The sequence below is a fragment of the uncultured Ruegeria sp. genome, assembly GCF_947497005.1.
GTDB lineage: Bacteria > Pseudomonadota > Alphaproteobacteria > Rhodobacterales > Rhodobacteraceae > Ruegeria.
Genome location: NZ_CANMFF010000021.1, coordinates 39046 through 59140, shown reverse-complemented (window position 1 = coordinate 59140; position 20095 = coordinate 39046). Strand labels below are relative to the sequence as shown.

At 55.8% G+C, this 20095-nt stretch carries 21 protein-coding genes; 10 read left to right on the top strand and 11 right to left on the bottom strand.

Annotation, left to right across the window (positions count from 1 at the left end; all coding sequences use genetic code 11):
* Positions 1 to 102: 102 nt before the first annotated feature.
* Complete coding sequence (gene pcaQ, locus Q0816_RS21995) at positions 103 to 1011, bottom strand: pca operon transcription factor PcaQ (RefSeq protein WP_298854674.1); 909 nt, start codon at positions 1009 to 1011, stop codon at positions 103 to 105.
* Positions 1012 to 1100: 89 nt separating this feature from the next.
* On the opposite strand from pcaQ, the gene pobA reads away from it, so the two are divergent.
* The 10 genes from pobA (at position 1101) to Q0816_RS21945 (ending at position 9967) form a co-directional block, all read left to right on the top strand.
* Positions 1101 to 2270, top strand: a complete 1170-nt coding sequence (pobA, locus tag Q0816_RS21990; protein ID WP_298854672.1) for a 4-hydroxybenzoate 3-monooxygenase — start codon at positions 1101 to 1103, stop codon at positions 2268 to 2270.
* Positions 2270 to 3058, top strand: a complete 789-nt coding sequence (pcaD, locus tag Q0816_RS21985) for a 3-oxoadipate enol-lactonase (RefSeq protein ID WP_298854670.1) — start codon at positions 2270 to 2272, stop codon at positions 3056 to 3058. The genes pobA and pcaD overlap by 1 nt, the downstream gene beginning before the upstream one ends.
* The gene (pcaC, locus tag Q0816_RS21980) at positions 3051 to 3428 is read left to right on the top strand and encodes a 4-carboxymuconolactone decarboxylase (protein WP_298854667.1); all 378 of its coding nucleotides are present in this window, start codon (positions 3051 to 3053) and stop codon (positions 3426 to 3428) included. The genes pcaD and pcaC overlap by 8 nt, the downstream gene beginning before the upstream one ends.
* A gap of 47 nt (positions 3429 to 3475) precedes the next feature.
* The gene (gene pcaH / locus Q0816_RS21975) at positions 3476 to 4204 is read left to right on the top strand and encodes a protocatechuate 3,4-dioxygenase subunit beta (RefSeq protein WP_298854665.1); all 729 of its coding nucleotides are present in this window, start codon (positions 3476 to 3478) and stop codon (positions 4202 to 4204) included.
* Positions 4204 to 4824 carry a protocatechuate 3,4-dioxygenase subunit alpha gene (pcaG, locus tag Q0816_RS21970; protein WP_298854663.1) on the top strand — a complete coding sequence of 207 codons (621 nt, stop codon included), beginning with the start codon at positions 4204 to 4206 and terminating at the stop codon, positions 4822 to 4824. Before pcaH ends, pcaG begins: the two co-directional genes overlap by 1 nt.
* 69 nt (positions 4825 to 4893) lie before the next feature.
* Positions 4894 to 5763 carry a 3-keto-5-aminohexanoate cleavage protein gene (locus Q0816_RS21965; RefSeq protein ID WP_298854661.1) on the top strand — a complete coding sequence of 290 codons (870 nt, stop codon included), beginning with the start codon at positions 4894 to 4896 and terminating at the stop codon, positions 5761 to 5763.
* Complete coding sequence (locus tag Q0816_RS21960) at positions 5760 to 6836, top strand: 3-carboxy-cis,cis-muconate cycloisomerase (RefSeq protein ID WP_298854659.1); 1077 nt, start codon at positions 5760 to 5762, stop codon at positions 6834 to 6836. The genes Q0816_RS21965 and Q0816_RS21960 overlap by 4 nt, the downstream gene beginning before the upstream one ends.
* A 69-nt stretch (positions 6837 to 6905) precedes the next feature.
* On the top strand, positions 6906 to 7925 hold the full coding sequence (locus Q0816_RS21955; RefSeq protein ID WP_298854657.1) for a TRAP transporter substrate-binding protein: 1020 nt from the start codon (positions 6906 to 6908) through the stop codon (positions 7923 to 7925).
* A gap of 53 nt (positions 7926 to 7978) precedes the next feature.
* The gene (locus Q0816_RS21950; RefSeq protein WP_298854655.1) at positions 7979 to 8614 is read left to right on the top strand and encodes a TRAP transporter small permease; all 636 of its coding nucleotides are present in this window, start codon (positions 7979 to 7981) and stop codon (positions 8612 to 8614) included.
* Positions 8615 to 8617: 3 nt separating this feature from the next.
* Positions 8618 to 9967 (top strand): TRAP transporter large permease, encoded by a 1350-nt coding sequence (locus Q0816_RS21945; protein WP_298854653.1) that lies wholly within the window; start codon positions 8618 to 8620, stop codon positions 9965 to 9967.
* Between the two features lie 448 nt (positions 9968 to 10415).
* Here the strand turns inward: Q0816_RS21945 and Q0816_RS21940 are convergent, their stop codons facing one another.
* The 10 genes from Q0816_RS21940 to Q0816_RS21895 form a co-directional block, all read right to left on the bottom strand.
* Positions 10416 to 11204: a crotonase/enoyl-CoA hydratase family protein gene (locus Q0816_RS21940; protein ID WP_298854651.1), complete on the bottom strand. Its 789-nt coding sequence runs from the start codon at positions 11202 to 11204 to the stop codon at positions 10416 to 10418.
* Positions 11201 to 12058 (bottom strand): hydroxymethylglutaryl-CoA lyase, encoded by an 858-nt coding sequence (locus Q0816_RS21935; protein WP_298854649.1) that lies wholly within the window; start codon positions 12056 to 12058, stop codon positions 11201 to 11203. The genes Q0816_RS21940 and Q0816_RS21935 overlap by 4 nt, the downstream gene beginning before the upstream one ends.
* Before the next feature lie 47 nt (positions 12059 to 12105).
* Positions 12106 to 14031 (bottom strand): acyl CoA:acetate/3-ketoacid CoA transferase, encoded by a 1926-nt coding sequence (locus Q0816_RS21930; RefSeq protein WP_298854647.1) that lies wholly within the window; start codon positions 14029 to 14031, stop codon positions 12106 to 12108.
* Between the two features lie 15 nt (positions 14032 to 14046).
* Complete coding sequence (locus Q0816_RS21925) at positions 14047 to 14829, bottom strand: 3-hydroxybutyrate dehydrogenase (RefSeq protein WP_298854645.1); 783 nt, start codon at positions 14827 to 14829, stop codon at positions 14047 to 14049.
* Between the two features lie 15 nt (positions 14830 to 14844).
* A complete protein-coding gene (locus Q0816_RS21920; RefSeq protein WP_298854643.1) occupies positions 14845 to 15987 on the bottom strand; it encodes a CoA transferase in 1143 nt (380 codons plus the stop codon).
* A 25-nt stretch (positions 15988 to 16012) separates the two neighbouring features.
* Entirely contained in the window at positions 16013 to 17299 is a 1287-nt protein-coding gene (locus Q0816_RS21915; RefSeq protein WP_298854641.1) for a TRAP transporter large permease, read from the bottom strand.
* A gap of 12 nt (positions 17300 to 17311) precedes the next feature.
* Complete coding sequence (locus Q0816_RS21910; protein ID WP_298854639.1) at positions 17312 to 17827, bottom strand: TRAP transporter small permease; 516 nt, start codon at positions 17825 to 17827, stop codon at positions 17312 to 17314.
* A 67-nt stretch (positions 17828 to 17894) separates the two neighbouring features.
* Complete coding sequence (gene dctP / locus Q0816_RS21905) at positions 17895 to 18914, bottom strand: TRAP transporter substrate-binding protein DctP (RefSeq protein WP_298854637.1); 1020 nt, start codon at positions 18912 to 18914, stop codon at positions 17895 to 17897.
* 53 nt (positions 18915 to 18967) lie between these two features.
* Positions 18968 to 19348: a cupin domain-containing protein gene (locus Q0816_RS21900; protein WP_298854635.1), complete on the bottom strand. Its 381-nt coding sequence runs from the start codon at positions 19346 to 19348 to the stop codon at positions 18968 to 18970.
* A gap of 25 nt (positions 19349 to 19373) precedes the next feature.
* Positions 19374 to 20084 carry an IclR family transcriptional regulator gene (locus Q0816_RS21895; RefSeq protein ID WP_298854633.1) on the bottom strand — a complete coding sequence of 237 codons (711 nt, stop codon included), beginning with the start codon at positions 20082 to 20084 and terminating at the stop codon, positions 19374 to 19376.
* Between the last annotated feature and the right edge of the window lie 11 nt (positions 20085 to 20095).

The following is a 20095-nucleotide window of genomic DNA, read 5'->3' as shown; positions in this document are numbered from 1 at the left end:
TTTCGGAGGTGATCCGAATTCACCATCGCGCTCTCCAAATTTGAACTTTTTGTCGTCCGGGCCTGCCATCTGTCTTTCTCTCTTTCTTTAACATAATAGTCATTATGACACCAAAATCACATTTTGCAGCGCTATCCGAAATATCTGCTGAATTGAAGTTTCGGAAACATCTGGTCTTGTCATTAAGCCGACAGGCCCTTGGGTCAGTTCTGTATTGATTGGCAACCGCATCAATCGTCCATCAGCTATTTCATTTGCAACCACTCCCCTGGAGATGATCCAGACAGCGTCGGTTTCGCGCGTATAGACACGGCCGAAAGCGTCTGAAACTGTCTCCAAACGATTGGGGATTTCTCCGATCCCATTGGCAATCAGGAAACGGTCGACCAATGGACGGATCGCTGATCCTTCAGGTGGATAGATGACCTGCCAGTCACCGATACGGCTCAGGTTGGGATTCTTCAACAAGGGGTGGCCGGGTCTGACAACAAACTCGACCTGTTCGTTGTAGAGCTGTGTGAAGGATATCCCCTGCATTGTTTTCGGTCGGCCCAGGCGGCCAATGACCATATCAAGTTCCCCAAGGCGCAGACGATCCACAAGATAAATGTGCGGACCGTCGATGACCTGAAGAATTGCATCCGGGGCAAGTTCGCGGAACTCTTTAACAACTTTTGGCATCAACCACGCCGCAACACTTGGCAAAGCGCCAATTGTCAGCTTTTCCTTCTCTTTTCTGCCGGTTCTTTCGACACCATCCAAACCCTGTTGAAGGCTGGCTAATGACATTTGTGCGAAGTGCAGAAAAACCTGCCCTGCCTTGGTCAATTCCACGCCTGATCTGTCGCGCCTCATTAGTGTGGCGTCGACGATTTCCTCGAGTTCTTTCAGGGTTTTCGAGATTGCGGGCTGCGTCAGGTGGAGCTTCTCGGCCGCGTGCTTGAGGCGTTTTGCACGCGCGATCTCTATAAAGGACTGAATGTGTCGAAATTTTATGCGACGATCGATCATTTACTTATCCAAATGAGAAACTAAAGTCGTCATTAACTCATTTTACTTTTCAAATCAATCACACCATCCTGTGCTCAGGAGGTCCCAATATGAAAACACAGGTTCTCATAGTCGGCGGTGGTCCGTCGGGTTTGTTGCTTAGCCAACTGCTTCACCGGAAGGGCATTGATACGGTCGTGCTGGAACGTAAGACCAAGGAGTACGTCCTTGGCCGCATCCGGGCCGGTATCCTTGAAACAGGCTTTGTGGATCTGATGCGCGAGGCGGGTGTTGCAGAGCGGATGGACAAGGAATCTTTTGTTCATGATGGCACCATTATCTCCTACGGGGACACTCAATTCGGCATTAACTTCAAGGAACATACCGGCAGCCATGTCGTTGTGTATGGCCAGACCGAAGTGACCCGCGACCTTTATGAAGCGCGTGAAGCGATGGATGGAAAAATCATCTTCAACACCGAAGATGTCACGATCCACGACGCCGACAGTGACGCGCCTTACGTAACTTATTCAGTGGATGGTACAGAGCATCGGATCGACTGTGAATTCGTCGCCGGATGTGACGGGTTCCATGGCGTCAGCCGCCAGACAATTCCGCTGACCGTTCGCAAGGAATACGAAAAACTTTATCCCTTTGGCTGGTTGGGAATTCTTTCAGAAACTCCCCCAGTCAATCACGAGCTTATCTATTCGGGTTCGGACCGTGGTTTTGCCCTGTGTTCGATGCGCAACGAAAACCTGAGCCGCTACTATATTCAATGTTCGCTGTCGGATTCACCCGAGGATTGGACCGACGATGCGTTCTGGCAGGAACTCAAGCGCCGCATTCCAAGCGAATTTGCCGAAAAGCTGGTGACTGGCCCGTCGATTGAGAAATCTATCGCGCCGCTGCGGTCTTTCGTGACCGAGCCAATGCGCTGGGGGCGCCTATTCCTGTGCGGCGACGCCGCCCATATCGTGCCGCCGACCGGGGCCAAGGGGCTGAATACCGCTGCCAGCGACATCCACTATCTCTATAGCGGGCTGGTGCAGTATTATGAGGACGGGGATAGTGAAGGCATCGACCGGTATTCGGAAAAGGCGCTGGCCCGGATCTGGAAGGCCGAACGCTTTAGCTGGGCAACAACCAACCTGTTGCATCGCTTCCCAAAGCAGAATGCATTTGATCTGAAGATGCAGCAGGCTGACGTGAATTTCCTTAGGGACAACCGCGAGGCGCAGTCTGTCTTTGCCCAGAACTATGTGGGCCTGCCCTACTGATGCAAGTGGCAGCGCTGGATAACGCCTGCCTTCACTGGCGCGAGGATGGCGATCCGAATGGGTTTCCCGTGGTGTTTGCCAACTCGCTGGGCACTGACTTGCGGGTGTGGGACAAGGTCGTTCCACTGATGCCCGAAGGTCTGCGCCTGATCCGGTTTGACAAACGCGGGCATGGGCTGTCGTCCTGCCCGCAGGGCCCTTACACACTGGCAGACTTGTCGCGGGATGCCGAAGGCTTGCTGGATTCTCTTGGCATTTCCAGCTGCATCTTCGTAGGGCTTTCAATCGGAGGTATGATCGGTCAGTCACTGGTCGCCCGCCGCCCGGACCTCGTACGCGCGCTCGTCCTTTCCAACACAGCCGCAAAAATGGGCGAGGCCGCAATGTGGCAAAACCGGATCGACGCGGTACGCGCGGATGGAATTGCAGCATTGGCCAATCCAATTCTGGAACGCTGGTTCAGCCCGGCATTTCGGGAAACCAACGAATTGCAGGCATGGTGTCATATGCTGACGCGCACTCCTGCCCAGGGATATATCGGCTGTTGTGCGGCTATCGCGGGCACCGATCTGAGCGATGCCAGCGCAGACCTGCGTCTTCCCGTTCTCGCGATTTGTGGATCGGAAGATCTGGCAAGCCCGCCAGAGATTGTTCGCGGTACCGCTTCGCTGATCCCGGGGGCGCGGTATAGTGAGATTGCAGGGGTAGGACATCTGCCCTGTGTTGAAGCCCCTGAACAGTTTGCTACTTTGATCGGCAATTTCATCAAGGAGACATTGCATGGCTGACCGGTATCAACGAGGAATGGAAGTCCGGCGATCGGTTCTTGGCGATGCCCATGTTGACCGCGCCGAAGCCAGCAAAACTCCGTTTGATGAGCCATTTCAGGCCTTAATCACCGAAGGAGCCTGGGGTATGGTCTGGGCATCGGACGGAATTTCGGACCGGGAGCGGTCGATGCTGACGCTGGCATTGCTGGCAGCGCTGGGAAATTTCGAAGAGATACCAATGCATATTCGCGCCACCGCCACTACCGGCGCCAGCAAACAGGATGTGTTGGAGGCGTTCCAGCACGTGGCTGTTTACGCGGGTGTGCCACGCGCAAACCACGCGCTGAAGTTGGCCAAACAGACCTATGACGAAATGGAACAAAACTGATCCGGAAGACGCGCGAACGTTTCCGCAGCTATATGGAGAAGGCAGACATGGTGAAACCAGGCGAATTCTACCAGCGTGATCGTGAATGGCAGCCCCCTGCCTATGTTCAGCACTACAAAACCTCGGTCGCACGCTCCCCGAAACAGGCGCTGATCAGCCTGCAGAATTCGATGAGCGAGATCACCGGCCCGGTCTTCGGCCATGACGACGTTGATCCGATCGACAACGATCTGCTGTCGAACTATGCCAAACCCGATGAAAGCCCGATTGGCGAGCGGATCGTCCTTCACGGGCGGGTTCTGGATGAAAACGGACGACCGCTGCCCAATACGCTGGTCGAGATGTGGCAGGCAAACGCAGGTGGACGGTATCGGCACAAGAAAGACACCTATCTTGCGCCTATCGACCCGAATTTTGGTGGCTGCGGGCGCACGATCACGGATGAAAACGGCTACTACTATTTCCGGACCGTCAAACCGGGTGCTTATCCGTGGCGCAACTGGGTCAACAACTGGCGGCCCGCTCATATCCACATGTCGATCTTTGGAACAGCATTCGCACAGCGCCTGATTACGCAATGCTACTTCGAGGGCGACCCGCTGATCCATCAATGCCCGATCGTCAAAACCATACCCGACCCGGATGCAATTGAGCGCCTGATCGCGCCGCTGGATCTGAATGCGACGATCCCGCTGGATACCATCGTCTACAAGTTCGACATCGTTTTGCGTGGACGCCGCTCAACCCTGTTTGAAAACCGTCTGGAGGGAAACTGATGCCGCAAGAGCTGAACTATCTCAAGGAAACCCCATCCCAGACTGCCGGTCCCTATGTTCATATCGGGCTTGCCCCCGGCGCGGCAGGGTTTGACATCTACAAAAGTGAGTTGGGCTGGGACATTGCAGGCCCCAACGCCAGGGGTGAGCGTATCCGCATTGAGGGCGTGGTCATCGACGGTACTGGCAGCCCGGTCAAGGATGTACTGATCGAGGCGTGGCAGGCCAATGCTGATGGTATCTATGCCCATCCTGAACATCCCGGGGAGGTGGAAGACGGGTTTCGCGGCTGGGGCCGTGTGATCACGGACTTCGAAACCGGCGAATGGGGTTTTGATACAGTAAAACCCGGTCCGGTTGCTGGACGCTCGGGCACGAAGATGGCCCCGCACATCAATCTCTGGATTGTAGCGCGAGGCATCAATATCGGCCTCAATACCCGCCTGTATTTCAACGACGAGGTTGAGGCCAATGCCGCTGATCCCGTAATCAACCTGGTTGAATGGGAAAAACGCCGCAAAACACTAATTGCTCAACGAATCGATCGGGATGGGCAGACCGTTTACCGGTTTGATGTTTGCTTGCAGGGCGAGAACGAGACCGTCTTCTTCGACATCTGAGCAATCGGCCTGCCCCTGCTCTCTCCCCTCATGCTTCGGGGCAGGCCACTTTTCACAAGGGAAGTGAACATGAGCAAACCCTGTATCATCTGCGTTGCGATTACTGGTTCATTGCCAACCAAGGCCAATAATCCCGCTGTTCCAATCTCGATTGAAGAGCAGATCGAAAGCACGCATGCAGCTTTTGAGGCGGGCGCCACCATCGCCCATTGCCATGTCCGAAACGACGATGGCACGCCTACAAGTGACCCGGAACGGTTTGCCAGATTGGTCGAAGGTCTTAACCAGCACTGTCCTGGCCTGATCATCCAGCTATCCACCGGTGGCCGGTCTGGAGCTGGTCAGGAACGTGGTGGGATGCTTCCGCTGCGCCCTGACATGGCATCTCTTTCTGTCGGCTCGAACAATTTTCCGACGCGCGTTTATGAAAACGCCCCTGATCTGGTGAACTGGCTGGCGTCTGAAATGCAGACCTACGGCGTAACGCCCGAAGTCGAGGCGTTCGATCTGTCGCATATCGTCCAGGCCATAAAGTTGCATCAGGATGGCAATCTATATGGAAAGTTGTACGTTCAGTTCGTCATGGGCGTGAAGAATGCGATGCCTGCGGACAAGGACGTCTTTGATTTCTACGTTAAAACCATGCAGGACCGGGCACCGGATGCGGAGTGGTGTGCGGCCGGTATTGGGCCCAACCAGATCATCGTCAACGAATGGGCCATTGCAGCGGGAGGGCATACCCGCACGGGTCTCGAGGACAACGTCCGCATCGACAAGTCCACTCTTGCGCCTTCGAACGCCGCTCTGGTGGAAAGAGCGGTTGACCTGTGCAACAAGTATGAACGTCCAGTTGCGACCTGGCGGCAGGCCCGAGACATACTGAACGTCCCTTTGCGATCTGAATTCAACTCGTCAGTAGCCAACTCGAGTCAAACATGACCCAGAGCGCCAGTATATTTGACCATTCTTGGTTGAGCGCATTGTTTGCCGACGCCGAGATAGATGCGGCACTTGGTGCCGATGCGCAACTGGGCACAATGCGCGAAATCGAGGCCGCTTATTCCCGGGCACTCGGTGAATGCGGTCTGCGTGACGCGAAACTGGCCGAGCGTGCAGCGCAGCACGTTCTGTCGGCGGAACTTGATGAGGCCGGACTAAAAGAGGGCACCGCACGCGACGGGCTTGTGATCCCTGAGCTTGTACACCAACTCAAGGCAGATGCGCCGGACGATATCAAGCCAGTCATTCACAGCGGATTGACGTCACAAGATGTGATCGACACCGCGCTGGTACTGAACCTCCGGGACGCCATTGCAATTCTGGCAGACCGCTTGCAATCGGTCTCTTCGGCGATTGAGGAACTGGAAGTGACCTTCGGTGAGAATCCGTTGGCCGGGCGAACACGAATGCAATTGGCGCTGGAAATAACCGTGTCCGACAGGCTGAAAACCTGGAGGACACCGATTGAAACCCATCTGAAACGTTTGGCGGAAATCGAAACGCGCCTGATCCGATTGCAGCTCGGCGGCGCCGTAGGCGACCGAGCCTCCTGGGCCGAACATTCTCAGCAGATCGCCGACAGCATGGCGCGCGCCCTGCATCTGCCCTCGCCCGGCCGATCATGGCACACCGACCGTACTGCAATTGCGGAGTTTTCCGGCTGGCTGTCCCTGATAACGGGCACATTGGGAAAAATGGGGCAGGACATTGTGCTTATGGCGCAGCAAGGCGTTGACGACATCCGTCTCAAAAGCGGTGGCAGTTCGTCTGTCATGCCGCACAAGCACAACCCTGTCTTAGCCGAATTGCTGGTAACTCTGGCGCGTTTCAATGCCACGCTGTTGCCGGGCATGCACCACGCCGTGGTTCACGAGCAAGAACGTTCCGGCACCGCTTGGGCGTTGGAATGGATGTTGTTGCCGCAAATGGTTGTGGCAACTGGCCGTGCCTTGTTGGTCGCAGCCGAAGTTGTGCGGGACATCACTGAAATGGGATCCAAGCCGAAAAGCTGATCCTGTGTAACCAGCCGTAGCTCTGACACAAGCTGCGCAGACGCAAACTGTAAGAAATAGGAGGAGCCAATGAACCGAGTTCTGAAAACGACAATTGCGGCACTGGTGCTGGCGAGTGCAGCGACCACGGCGATGTCGCAAGAAGTAACAATCCGAGTTCATCACTTCATGTCACAGAAAGCACCGCTTCATTCGAAGTTTCTGGTGCCTTTCTCGGAACAAGTCGCAGAAGCGAGCGATGGCCGGATCAAGGTAGAGATCTTTGACAGCATGTCGCTGGGCGGGCGTCCGGGGGATCTTTATGATCAGGCAGTTGACGGCGCAGTTGAAGCGGTTCTGACCCTGCCCGGCTATACTTCGGGCCGGTTCAATCGGGCCGAAGTATTCGAATTGCCATTCATCATGCAGGATTCAGTCGCGACATCGAAAGCGTTCTACGATTTGATCGAGACTGAATTACAGGACGGCGAATTCGAAGAGGCGAAAATCCTGGCTGGCTGGGTCCATGGGCCGGGGGTCATTCACAGCGAAGAGCCCATAGCCAAACTGGAAGATCTGGCAGGGAAGGAGATGCGAGGACCAACCCGGCTGGTCACAGATCTGTTGGGAGAACTGGGCGCAACACCGGTCGGAATGCCATTGCCCAAAATACCCGAGAACATGTCCAAAGGCGTGATTTCAGGTGCCGTTATCCCTTGGGAAGTAGTGCCATCCATCAAACTACAGGAACTGGTACCGAACCACACCGAATTGTCAGGAGATCGGGCGCTTTACACTGCGGTTTTTGTTCTGGCGATGAACTGGGATGTTTACGAGGGATTGCCCGACGATCTGCGTGCAATCCTGGATGAGCAAACTGGCAAAGCGCTGTCCGAATTTGCCGGCCAGGTCATGGTCGACGCGGATGCAGGAGGCCGGGGTACAGCTGAAGCCAACAACATCATCAAACTGGATGAGGCTGAAGTCGCGCGTTGGATCGAAGCAGCGCAGCCTGTTTATGATCGTTGGGTCGAGCGGGCCTCAGGCGAAGGATTCGATGGGCAGGCCGCCATTGATCAGGCCAGAGATCTGATCTCTGACAACCAATAGAACACTGATCGGCCCTGCCCGGCAGGGCCGCTGTTTCCTACCGGAAATTTCTTATGACACTCTTTGAACGCACAGAGCATGGTATGACGAAACTCGCAGCAGGGTTGGCTCTGCTGGGGGGCATGGGCCTGATCTTTGCCACCGTTGCCACTTGTCTGAGTATCCTGCTCAAGCTTCTGCGCAGGGCATTGGATTCTGTTGCAGGTTCTACTGTGATTGGAGAGAACCTGCCTTGGCTGCGTCCGATCCTTGGCGAAGAGGAGCTTGTGACATATGGTGTGGGTTTTGCGCTGTTTGCCGCCCTGCCCTGGGTGATGATCCGCAAGGGGCACATCAAGGTAGATCTGTTCGAGCCGGTTTTTGGCAAGCGATTCAACAAGGTGCTGGATCTTTTGGGGGATACCCTTCTGGCAGCGATAGCATATCTCATTCTGACGCGACAATGGTTTTTGATCTTCAAAAAAGCACGAGGCTCAAAGGAGTCGCTGGCTGAGCTTTTGGTTCAGGGCAATTTCTCTGAAATCGCGGAACGGGTGCGCAGCAGCCAGGAATCTCAGATATTGGGATTGCCGCTCTGGCCCACGTATGTGGTGGCCGAGATATGTATCCTGATCTTTTTCATAGTCGCGCTATTCTGCGTCTGGCGCAGTTTTCGGGCGTTATTTAACTCACACGCGGCGAGGGTCTGAGGCATGCTGGAGCTCCTGACCGCCACGTTCACCGATCTGCAGATCGGCCTGCTGAGCTTTGGGGTTTTGCTTGTCCTGATCGCATTTCGAATTCCATTGGCTGCAGCCATGTTTGCGGTCGGCTTGCTTGGAACCTATCTGGTCGCTGGCAACATGCGGATGATGGACAGCCAGCTCAAGACTTTCGCCTATGGCACGTTGACCAATTACTCGCTTTCTATCATTCCGCTGTTCCTGTTGATGAGCGAGTTTGCCATGCGCGGGGGTATGTCGTCCGCCTTGTTCAAAGCCGCAGAGGCCTGGCTGGGTCACAAGAAAGGAGGCCTTGCGATGGCAGCAATCGGCGCGTCAGCCGGGTTTGGTGCCGTCTGCGGATCTTCTCTTGCCACGGCGTCGTCAATGGGTCGCGTTGCGCTGCCCGAACTACATCGCGCCGGGTATTCCGGCGCACTGTCAACTGGTGCGCTGGCTGCGGGTGGAACGCTTGGCATTTTGATCCCGCCCTCGGTCGTGCTGGTCGTCTATGCGATTTTGGCGGAAGAGAATATCGAGAAGCTCTTTACCGCCGCATTTGTCCCCGGCATCCTCGCCATGCTGGGTTACATGCTGACGGTCGCCATTTACACGAGGATGGTTCCGGGCTCGGCAGGTAGTATCGAAAGGTTGCCGTACAAAGACCGGTTTCGGGCGTTGATACCTGTCTGGCCGGTGATCGTTATTTTTACCCTGGTGATCGGTGGGATTTACACCGGGGCTTTTTCGCCGACCGCCGCGGCGGCCGTCGGAGTTGCCGGCACCGCATTGGTTGCGTGGTTCAAGCGGGCCCTGACATGGGAAGCGGTAAGAGACTCCTTGCTTTCAACGGCCCAGACCTCGGCAATGATCTTCTTCATCATTTTGGCGGCAGGTGTATTCAATTCCTTCCTGTCTTCCGCGCAGGTGCCACAAACGCTTGCGGCATACTTCTTCGAAGCGCAGGTCAGTCCCTGGACAATCCTGATCGGAATGCTTTTGCTCTATCTTGTGTTGGGCACGGTGATGGACTCGCTTGCGATGATCTTCCTCACGGTTCCAATATTCATTCCGATCATAACGCAGCTGGATTTTGGCATCCCTCCGGCAGAAGTGGGAATCTGGTTCGGAATTCTGGTTCTGATGTCGGCGGAAATCGGGTTGATCACACCACCTGTTGGCATGAACCTGTTTGTGATCAATGCGATGTCAAAAGGCGTCGGGATCGGACAGACGTATCGTGGTGCACTGCCTTTTGTTTTGTCGGATATTATTCGGATCACAGTTCTGGTGGCGTTCCCGTCGATTACGATGTTTATGGTCCGCTTGTTCTTTTCCTAAACGCGTGAATGTGAAAATCTCATGATACCCAAGGGGGAACTCTGAACGGGTGACTCTGACGATGATCAGGTTTCGAAATGGTTAACGCCAGTCGCACGGGCCAGATTATCCAGCGCACGTTTTATCGAACATCTGCGGCCCAAGAACTATGTAGCTTCTAACCCGGCGATGCTGCAACATAGTCGAAAACAAGTTTCACTTTCCTGACGTCATCCGGTTGGCAGCTTGCATTCCTGCTGACGTATTCACCTTCGAGAGTGTGCGTTGTGCGAGAATCGAAGTGCCGCGTACGACGATCGCCCGAAAGATTTTTCAATTCCATGCTAAAGCGTTCTTTGAATGAATGACCTTTTGGCAAGAAAATGGAAACTATTTTTGGGTTGTCATTACCAGACCGGCACCAGAAATGTCTGCACCTTCGCAACCCCATCATTGCTCGACTGGGCGATCAGTTGACCCAGCGCGCGTTGCGCTTTTCGAGGAAGGCGTCGATTCCCTCCGCAGCCTCCTCGGTTTCCCAAGTGTCAGCAAGCCGCCGAATGGTGTCGTCTATTACCCTATCGTCAATACGCGGGCCGAGTGCACGGGCCAGATTCTTGGCTGCGCCCACCGCCCCGGGTGCCACCGATAGATACGGTTTGACTTGCGCTTCGACTGCCGCATCCAGTTCATCGGCATTCACTGACGCAGCCACCACCCCCAGTGCGACCGCTTCGTCCGCTTTGAATATCCGGGCTGACATGAATACACGGCGGGCCATGCCTTCACCCAGTCGAGCAAGTACATATGGCCCGATCGTGGCAGGTATCAGGCCCAGCCGCGTTTCTGTCAGGCCGAATTTCGTGGCGGCATCGGTGATGGCAACATCACAAACACAAACCATGCCGATACCGCCGCCAAACGCGCCACCGTGGATCCGGCCAATCAGGGGTTTGGGCATTACATTCAGGGCATTCAGCATTTCGGCAAGCTTGCGTGCCTCGTGCATACGGGTTTCGCGATCCGCCTTGATCTGATCCATCATCCACCCAAGATCGCCACCTGCACAAAACACGTTGCCCTCGCCCGACAGCACGACCGCGCGAATATCCGGGTCAGAGCCAGTGTTTTGCGCCAGTATGGTCAACTCAGCGATCATCTGTGCTGACAGGGCGTTGCGCTTGTCCGGCCGGTTCATCCTGACATACAGAACATTCCGCTCGTCCCGTTCGACGTTCAGAGTTTCGAAATCGTTCATGTGCTGCTCCTCAGTGTCTTTGCGAATGTTGCGGCTTCGGTCAGTCGTGCCCTATCAAGCCCGGTTTCAAATCCGCGCCGCGCCATCAGATCGGCCACAAGCTCGGTCGCCACATTGCCCTTTGCGCCAGGCGCGTATGGGCAGCCACCAAGCCCACCGACCGCCGCGTCGAACACCCTGAGGCCGCGCTCAAGACACAGATCAATATTGTCCAGCGCCCGCCCCTTGGTATCGTGGAAATGACCGGCCAGTCGCCCTGCCGACACCGCGTCCAGAACGCGCGTTAGCATCGCATCGGTGGTTTCCGGTCTTGCCGCTCCGATGGTGTCACCCAGACTGATCTCATAACATCCCATGTCAGCGAGCGATTTTGCCACCCGCGCCACTTTGGCCGGGTCAACCGGACCGTCATAGGGGCAATCGGTCACACACGAGACATAGCCGCGCACGGGAATTCCGGCATCCTTTGCCGTGTCGACAACCGGTGCGAACCGTTCCAGGCTTTCGGCAATCGAACAATTGATATTCTTCTGGCTAAAGCCTTCGGACGCAGATGCAAAAATAGCAATTTCATCGGCATTGGCATCCAGCGCGACGGCCATGCCGCGCATGTTCGGGGTGAGAACCGCATAGGAAACGCCTGACTTGCGCGAGATACCTGCCATGACCTCGGCGGCATCGCCCATCTGAGGCACCCATTTCGGGCTGACAAAGCTTGTCACCTCAATCTTGCTTAAACCACAATCGGAAAGGGCATTGACCAGTTTGATCTTGTCCGCCGTGGAAATCTGCTTTTTCTCGTTTTGCAGCCCGTCACGCGGCCCCATTTCAAAAATAGTGACTGGTTCTGACATGAACGCGCGCTCCGTCTATTTGGTATGATCCGGGATGCGACCGAAGCTTATCCGCCGGTCTTCAGGTGTTTCTTGGCCTGATCCTGATTTTGAAAAATGTGCGGTTTCGCATCCCGGAACAGTTTTTCGCCAAGCTTCATTCGCATGAATGCTGAGCTCGAATACCGGGTGACCGAGCGATAGTATTTCTCTTCCAGCGCTCGCACCATGTCAGCGTACTCGCTTTCGATATCCTCATCGATGACGGTGCCGTCATAGCTTACGATGGTATCAACCTGTTGCAGCAACCCTTCGCACAATTCAGTGACCCGGCCGCGGATCGCCTGCACATCCGCAGGCCATTTGATCCGCAACTTGCCGAGGTTGATAAACAGGCGATTGTCCGCCTCCAGCACGATCCGTTGGGGCATATCGAGATGCAGCAAATCTTCACGCAATTTCATTGGATCGGGAGCGAAGATGCGTTCGTCCATCTGGACCAATTCGCCTATCTCGGGACAAAAATCCATATGAGCCAGAATGTCCCGCTCCAGATCGATGCCAGGAGCGATTTCGGTCAAGGTCAGCGCGCCTTTGCGCAGCTCGAACACGCAGCGTTCGGTTACATAGAACACCGTCCTGCGCCCATCCGAGGCCTGTCGGCCCGAAAAGGTAATCTGACCGACGTCGCCGCGAAACTTGCGTGCCTTGCCTTCCTGGAGGATCGCAAGCTTGCCGTCTTCCAGTGCGATCTGCAGCCCACCTGCGGTAAAGGTTCCGGCGAATACCACTTTGTGAGCATTCTGGCTTATGTTGATGAACCCACCGGCGCCGGCCAAACGCGGGCCAAAACGGGACACGTTGACGTTGCCCGCCGCGTCCGCCTCGGCCATGCCAAGCACCGCCAGATCCAGACCACCGCCATCGTAGAAATCGAACTGTGTGTTCTGCGGGATGATCGCATCAGTGTTGACGGCGGCGCCGAAATCCAGCCCCGAGGCTGGCTGGCCGCCAATTACCCCCGGCTCGGCGGTCAGCGTTACATGCCGCAGCAGATTCTCCTCGCCGGCCACCGCCGCCACGCCCTCTGGCATACCGATGCCCAGATTGACAACACCGCCGATCGGAAGCTCGAATGCGCAGCGCCGGGCAATGATTTTGCGCGCATCCTGCGGCATCGTCTCTACCGCGCCCGCAGGGGCCCGCAATTGCCCGGCAAATTGCGGCGAATAGTCGGTTGCATAGGTCTGCACATGGTTTTCGGGTCGCGCCACAACCACCGCATCGACAAGAGCCGAAGGCAGCACCACCTTGCGCGGTTCCAGCGAGTTGTCTTCTGCCAGACGTTCGACCTGAACGATCACGACGCCCCCTGAGTTGCGCACGGCCATGGCCTGCGACAACGAGTCGATGGTTAACGCCTCACGTTCGAGCGTGACGTTGCCAAGCGAATCCGCTGTGGTGCCGCGCAGGAACGCAACGTCGATCGGCATACCGTGGTAGAACAACAACTCGCGCCCGGCGATCCTGATGCGTTCGACCAGAGCCTCGGTGGTTGTTGCGTTAATCTGGCCACCTTCCAATTCGGGGTCGACAAAGGTGCCCAGACCGACATGGGTCAGCGTACCGGGCTTGCCCGCCGCAATGTCCCGGAACAGGTGGCTGATCACCCCCTGGGGAAGATTGTATGCTTCAATCCGGTTTTCGACCGCAAGCCTGGCCACTTTCGGGATCAACCCCCAGTGACCTCCGATGACCCGTTTGAGCAGCCCCTCATGGCCCAAGCGGTTCAATCCCCGATCACGTCCGTCGCCCTGACCAGCCGCAAACAGCAGCGTCAGATCGCGCGGTGCGCCATCGTCAAGGAACCGCTGCTCGAGCGCCAGCAAAAGCTCGTCCGGGACCCCAATCCCGACAAACCCCGAAGTCGTGACCACATCGCCCGAATTCACCAACGCTGCGGCTGCTTTTGGAGTGATGACCTTGTCTACCAATGGCTTTCTCCAGATTTAATGTGCCGTCCAGCCTCCATCGACCGGCAGGGCAGCGCCAGTTAGCGAACGGGCTGCGTCAGAGCACAGGAATACCGTCAATGCGCCCAGCTCGGCCGTGCCGACAAATTTCTTGGTGGGTTGTGCAGCCAGCATCACATCGCGGATCACCTCGTCTTCACTGATCCCTCTTGCCTCAGCCGTGGCAGGTATCTGTTTTTCGACAAGCGGAGTACGCACGTAGCCCGGGCAAATCGCATTGCAGGTGATGCCCATCTCGGCCACTTCCAGCGCAACGGTCTTGGTCAGGCCGACTACGCCGTGTTTGGCCGTCACATAGGCCGATTTGTAGGGCGAGGCGACAAGCCCGTGGGCCGACGCCAGATTCACGATCCGGCCCCAGCCACGTTTCTTCATGCCAGGCAGTGCAGCACGGGTCGTGTGAAAGGCAGAAGACATGTTGATTGCGATAATCGCATTCCATTTGGCGATTGGGAACTCATCCACGGGGGCAACGTACTGGATGCCCGCGTTGTTGACCACGATATCGACGGACCCGAATGCCCGTTCAGCGCCGACAACCATAGCTTCGATCTGTGTCGGATTGGTCATATCGGCGCCATCGAACAGGACGCGCACGCCCCATTTTTCCTGCAGCTCCTGTACGACAGGATCAACCTGTTCTGCGGGTTCGATACCGTTCAGAACGATGTTTGCGCCCGCTTCGGCAAGACTCCCTGCGATAGCAAGCCCGATGCCACTGGTCGATCCTGTTACGATAGCAGTTTTTCCATTTAGCATGCTTGTCACTCCAAATTATCCTCCTTGCCACCAGGAGATATTTTCGTCCGGCGCGGCGAGCCCCGGAGCAGGCGCATCGGGGTATTCATCGACCCCCCCGATCCAGAACGGCGAACGGATCGAGCGAAGCGCACCTTCGGTCGGATGATCTATCTCGCGGAACAGTCCGACGTCCTCCAGATGGTCGTCCGCCAGCAGATCGGTCAGTGAATTGATCGGTGTGCAGGGAATGTCGAGGCCGCGCAGAATTTCTAACCAGTCGTCCGTTGTTCGCTCGGGCATCTTTTCGGCAACCACGGCGTAGAGCTTGCCAATGTTTTCGCTGCGCGCGGCGGAATCCTGAACCCAATCCGCCTGGGCCAGATCGTCACGCCCGACGAATTTCAGAAAGCTTGCCCAGTGCTTGCTATTATATGGCAGCACACCGACAAAGCCGTCCTTGGTCGGAAACGGCTTGCGATGGGGAGACAAGAGCCTTTCGTAACCCACGTTGCCCTTTGCCGGTCGAAAGGTTTCTCCGGACAGTTGTTCCGACATCAAAAACGCAACCAGCCCTTCGAACATGGGGGCCTCAATTACGCAGCCCTCACCAGTCTTTGCCTGATGGGCAACCCCGGCAAGAACCGCCATAGCGAGGTGCATTCCGCCGACCTTGTCACAAATGATGGTGGGTAGAAACCGTGGCTCGTCATTCTGATTGCGGTTTAGATGTGCAACGCCGGACGCTGCCTGAATGATATCATCATATGCCGGATGCTCGGCGTTGCGTCCGTTGCTGCCGTAACCGGCAGCAACGCAATAGACTAAACCCGGATAGGCCTTGCGGATGGTCTCGGGATCAAACCCCAGGCGTTTTGCTGCACCCGGTCGCATATTGTGAACCAGAACATCTGCATCCGCCAGCAATTCCATGAACTGCTCACGGTCAGTGTCTTTCTTGAGATTCAGCGACACTGCCCGCTTGTTCCTGTTGTAATTTAAGTAACCGGCGCCCATTCCATCGGATCGGGCGGGGCGAACATGCCGAAAGATGTCGCCCGAAGGTGGTTCGACCTTGATCACATCGGCTCCGAAATCGCCCAGATACTGCGTGGCAAGCGGACCCAGAACTACTGCTGTCAGGTCCAGTACCCGAACGCCTTTTAGAAGATCATACATTTACTTCACTCCTGTCTTCAGCAGCTCAGCCCATCAGACCGGGCAGGAACAACGAGATTTGCGGGAAAGCGAGAAGCAGCACGAGAATGATGATCTCGACCAGAATAAATGGAGCGACCCCTTTGAAGCACTCTCCGACCGGAACTTTAGTCAGGCTTGAGGCGACAAAGATGTTCAGCCCCAGGGGCGGTGTGACCAATCCGATTTCGACGGTTTTGGTGATGATGATGCCATACCAGATACCATCGAAGCCAAGCTGAGAGATCAGTGCGAATGTCACTGGTACTGTCAGAACGAGAATGGCCAGCTGGTCCATCAGCATCCCCAGGATCAGATAGACAAAAACCAGGATGATCATTACGGTCCAAGGCTGCATGCCGGCGTCGCGGATCGCATCAAGCAGGTTTTGCGTTGCCTGGGTCAATGTCAGGAAATAGCCGAACATCAGCGCACCGGAAATGATCGCAATGATCATCACAGTTGTACGCACGGTTTCCGTGAGCGAGTTGAGGAAATCTTTCCCCTGAAGGCGCTGCATCAGGATGACGATGACAAGGGCTGACAGCGACCCGATTGCTCCAACCTCTGTCGGTGTCGCAATTCCGCTGTAAAGCGCGCCAATCACGATGGTCATCAGCAGGAAAACAGGCCAAACCGTACGGATCGACGCGACCGCCGCAGGGCGGTCGAAGTTTGGCCGCGCCGGAACTGCATCAGGCTTGATCGCGCCCATTACCATGATCGCGGTCGTGTATCCGACCACGGTCAGCAGGCCGGGGCCAACACCCGCAATCAGCAGTTTGCCGATCGAAACCTCAGTCAAAATGCCGTAGATGATCAGGATGATCGACGGCGGGATCATGATGGCCAGGGTTCCCGAGATTGCGATGACGCCAACCGCAAGCCGGTCGGAATATCCCACTTCGCGCATGGTCGGGTAGGCCGCAGTGGACATGGTAGCGGTGGATGCGGTGCTTGAGCCAATCACGGCGGCCATGAATGCGCTTGCCATGACGCAGGCGACGGCCAGACCACCGCGAATTCGACCCAACCACAGGTCACAGCAAACGACAATGTCGCGTGCCATGCCGGACTTGGCCATGAATTGCGACATCAGCACGAACATCGGAACAGTCAGCAGAACATAGTTAGCGCTTTCTTCGTGCAGAACGTCCCCGAGGAAGCTGGTGACCAGGGCACCTCCTCCTGTGATCCACAAGCCCAGAACCGCCGATGTCATCAGTGCAAACGCGATCGGCATTTCCAGAATGATCAGCAGGATCAGGGTTGCTACTCCGATAAAGATCTCCATGAAATCTTCTCCTTACATCTCGTCTTCATGGCCGCTGGCCGGTACAACCGGGCGCCCAAGAAAGCCGTATTGAATGGCATTGATCAATAGACGCACTGTCAGGACACCAGCACCGATGGGGACCCAAACCAGTGACAGCCAGACCGGCCAGTCGATGACACCGAAAATCACGTCACCTTCATGAAGGGTTTCCAGCGTGCGTTTGAGGGACGCTTGCGTCATCACGGCAAAAACAAGTGCGGCCAGTAAATTGTTGAGGGCGTAAAGCAGTCCCTTAAGGCCGTCGGGCAGAAACCGCGACACAACGTTGATACGGATCATGGCGCCATTTCGTTCGCCCCAGGACAGGGCCAGGACTCCGACGATGACCATCAGGTAATATGTCGTGAAATCGAACTGAAAGGTCAGCGGCGATTTGAACGCATAGCGTCCAATGGCGTCGCAGCTAACGAGAACCATCATCGCAAAAACCGAAATTCCTGCAATCCAGCTCAGTAGATTTTCAAGTTTTTCAAATGCTCTGAGCATTTTCCACCCTTCCGTCATCGCTTAAAAAAAGATGCCGTTCAGGTCGAACGGCATCAGTTGGGGAGGATCAGTTGCCCTCGGCCTCGGCGACCGCTGCTTCGAACTCAGCCACCACCTCGGCTGCGTTCAGACCGCGTTCTTCCATTCGCGCGACCCACGCGTCCTTGACCGTCGCCATCAGCGGGTTCAGCGTGTCCAGAGTTGCCTGGTCGAGTTCGTAAACTGCGATGCCAAGATCGCGAAATTCCTGCAGGGCTTCGGCAACTTTTTCGTCCTGATACTGCCCCAGATGAATAACCGTCTCATCCCCGGCCTGAATCAGCGCCGCTTGCTGATCTTCGCTCAGCGCGTTGAAGGCATCCGCATTCATCACCGCCGTGATGGCGAAGGTTCCAAACGAGCCGTTGGTGCTGGTTGAACCAATTACTTCCTGAAGGTTGTAAGGTTTGACACTGCCCGGCGGCAGCAACGATCCATCAAGAGTGCCACGCTGAATTCCCAGGTAAATGTCGGGCGCCGGCAACGAAACCGGCGTGCCTTCGAAAGCTTCGACAGCCAGGTTCAAGGTGCCTGACGAGCGGATTTTCATGCCTTTCAGCTCATCCACCGATTTGATCGGATTACCGGCCAGAACCAGCTGATACGCAGGGAGCACAGCTGCAAACAACGGCACGACCCCGTTGTCGTCAAATTCGTGGCGCAACGCCCCTTCCTTGACCAGCTTCCAATAGGCCTGGCTGCCTGGTAGGGACTCGCCGGTCATGCCCGCAATCATCGACGCGCCGTTCAACGGCATCCGGTCGCTGGCGTAGCCTATTCCAACATATCCGGCCTGCACCGCGCCATCGCGCACTTTTTGCAGAATACCCTTTGCCTTCGCCAACTGACCCGCCGGGAAGTGGCGGAAATTAACCTCACCCCCGGTCAGTTCTTCGGCCCGGTTCATCCAGAACACCATGCCTTCTTTAGAAAGGTAATGTTCCAGTGGGAAACTGTCCGCAAAGGAAATGGTCTCAGCTTTTGCCTGCGATGAGGCCGCAAAAAGCAGGGCCACTGCCGCAGCCTTGAAGGTAGATTTGATTTTCATGGTGTACGGGGCCTCCTCACCCCGGGTTGTGGATCAATTCATCTCCATATTGATCAGAGGTCGACGCGGGCACCCTCACCGTATGGGGGACCGTACGCGACAAGAACACGGATGGGCTTTTCGCCCTTGGCGACAAAAACGTGGGAAACTTCAGCAGGAAAAAAGCATGCTTCTCCTGGCCCAATCACACGGGTGATTTTGCCGATTGTGACCTCTGCTTCGCCATCAAGCATATAACAGAACTGATCTATGCCAGGGTGGAAATGGGGGGTTGCACCTTCGCCCGGATCGATTGTTCCGATCACTATTTCAAGATGCTTGGCCCCCTGCTCCTGACCAACTAAACGACGGTTAACTGTCCCGGTGTGGCCCGAAGGCTCGTAGGGAATTACATCGCTTTCGCGAATAAACAATTTGTTCGTGTCAACGGTCATTTTGAGTTTCCTCTGGCGGGATGGTTCAACTTGATTTGTGATAGAGGTCGGCACTAAGGCCAGCGGCATGCAGTGCACGAATTATTTCTTCAGAAGTTCTGTGCAGGCAGTCGGCAAACTCGGAATATCGATCTTCCATCCGATAATTCGGACCGGCAATTGACAGTCCCAATGGACGTCCTTCTATTTTTACCGGGATCCCTATGCCGGTGACGTCCGGAGTGTATTCGGAAAGATTCAGGAAAAATCCGCGTGCATTCCCTTCCCTAATTCTCGTTTTCAGTGTCTCGGGATTGCTGATTGTATTTTCGCGCAGGTCAGCAAAGGCGATGCCGCCCAACTCTTTTTCCAATGCAGCGTCGTGATAAGTCGATAGGATCGCTTTACCCCCTGATGTCGCATAAACCGGTCTGCGGCTGCCCACTTCGGCGTGGTAGCGGATCGATTGCCGTGACTCTGCAACCGCCAAATAGATGACATCGTCTCCAGCTCTTGACGCCAGCAAGGCCGTTTCCCCGGTTTCGTATGCCATTCTGCCGAGGTATTCACTGATCAGTGTTGTCACCTGATCTCCATCAGCGATGGCTTCGCCCGTCGCCAGCAACTTGCGACTTGGATAAAACCCTCCTCGCTGCCGGACCTCATAAAGGTATCCGCGGACACTCAATGTCTCGATCAAATTGTGCGTGCTGGACTTCGGTAGTCCCATAGCATCAGAGATTTGAGTCATTGTCATTGGCCTCTTCT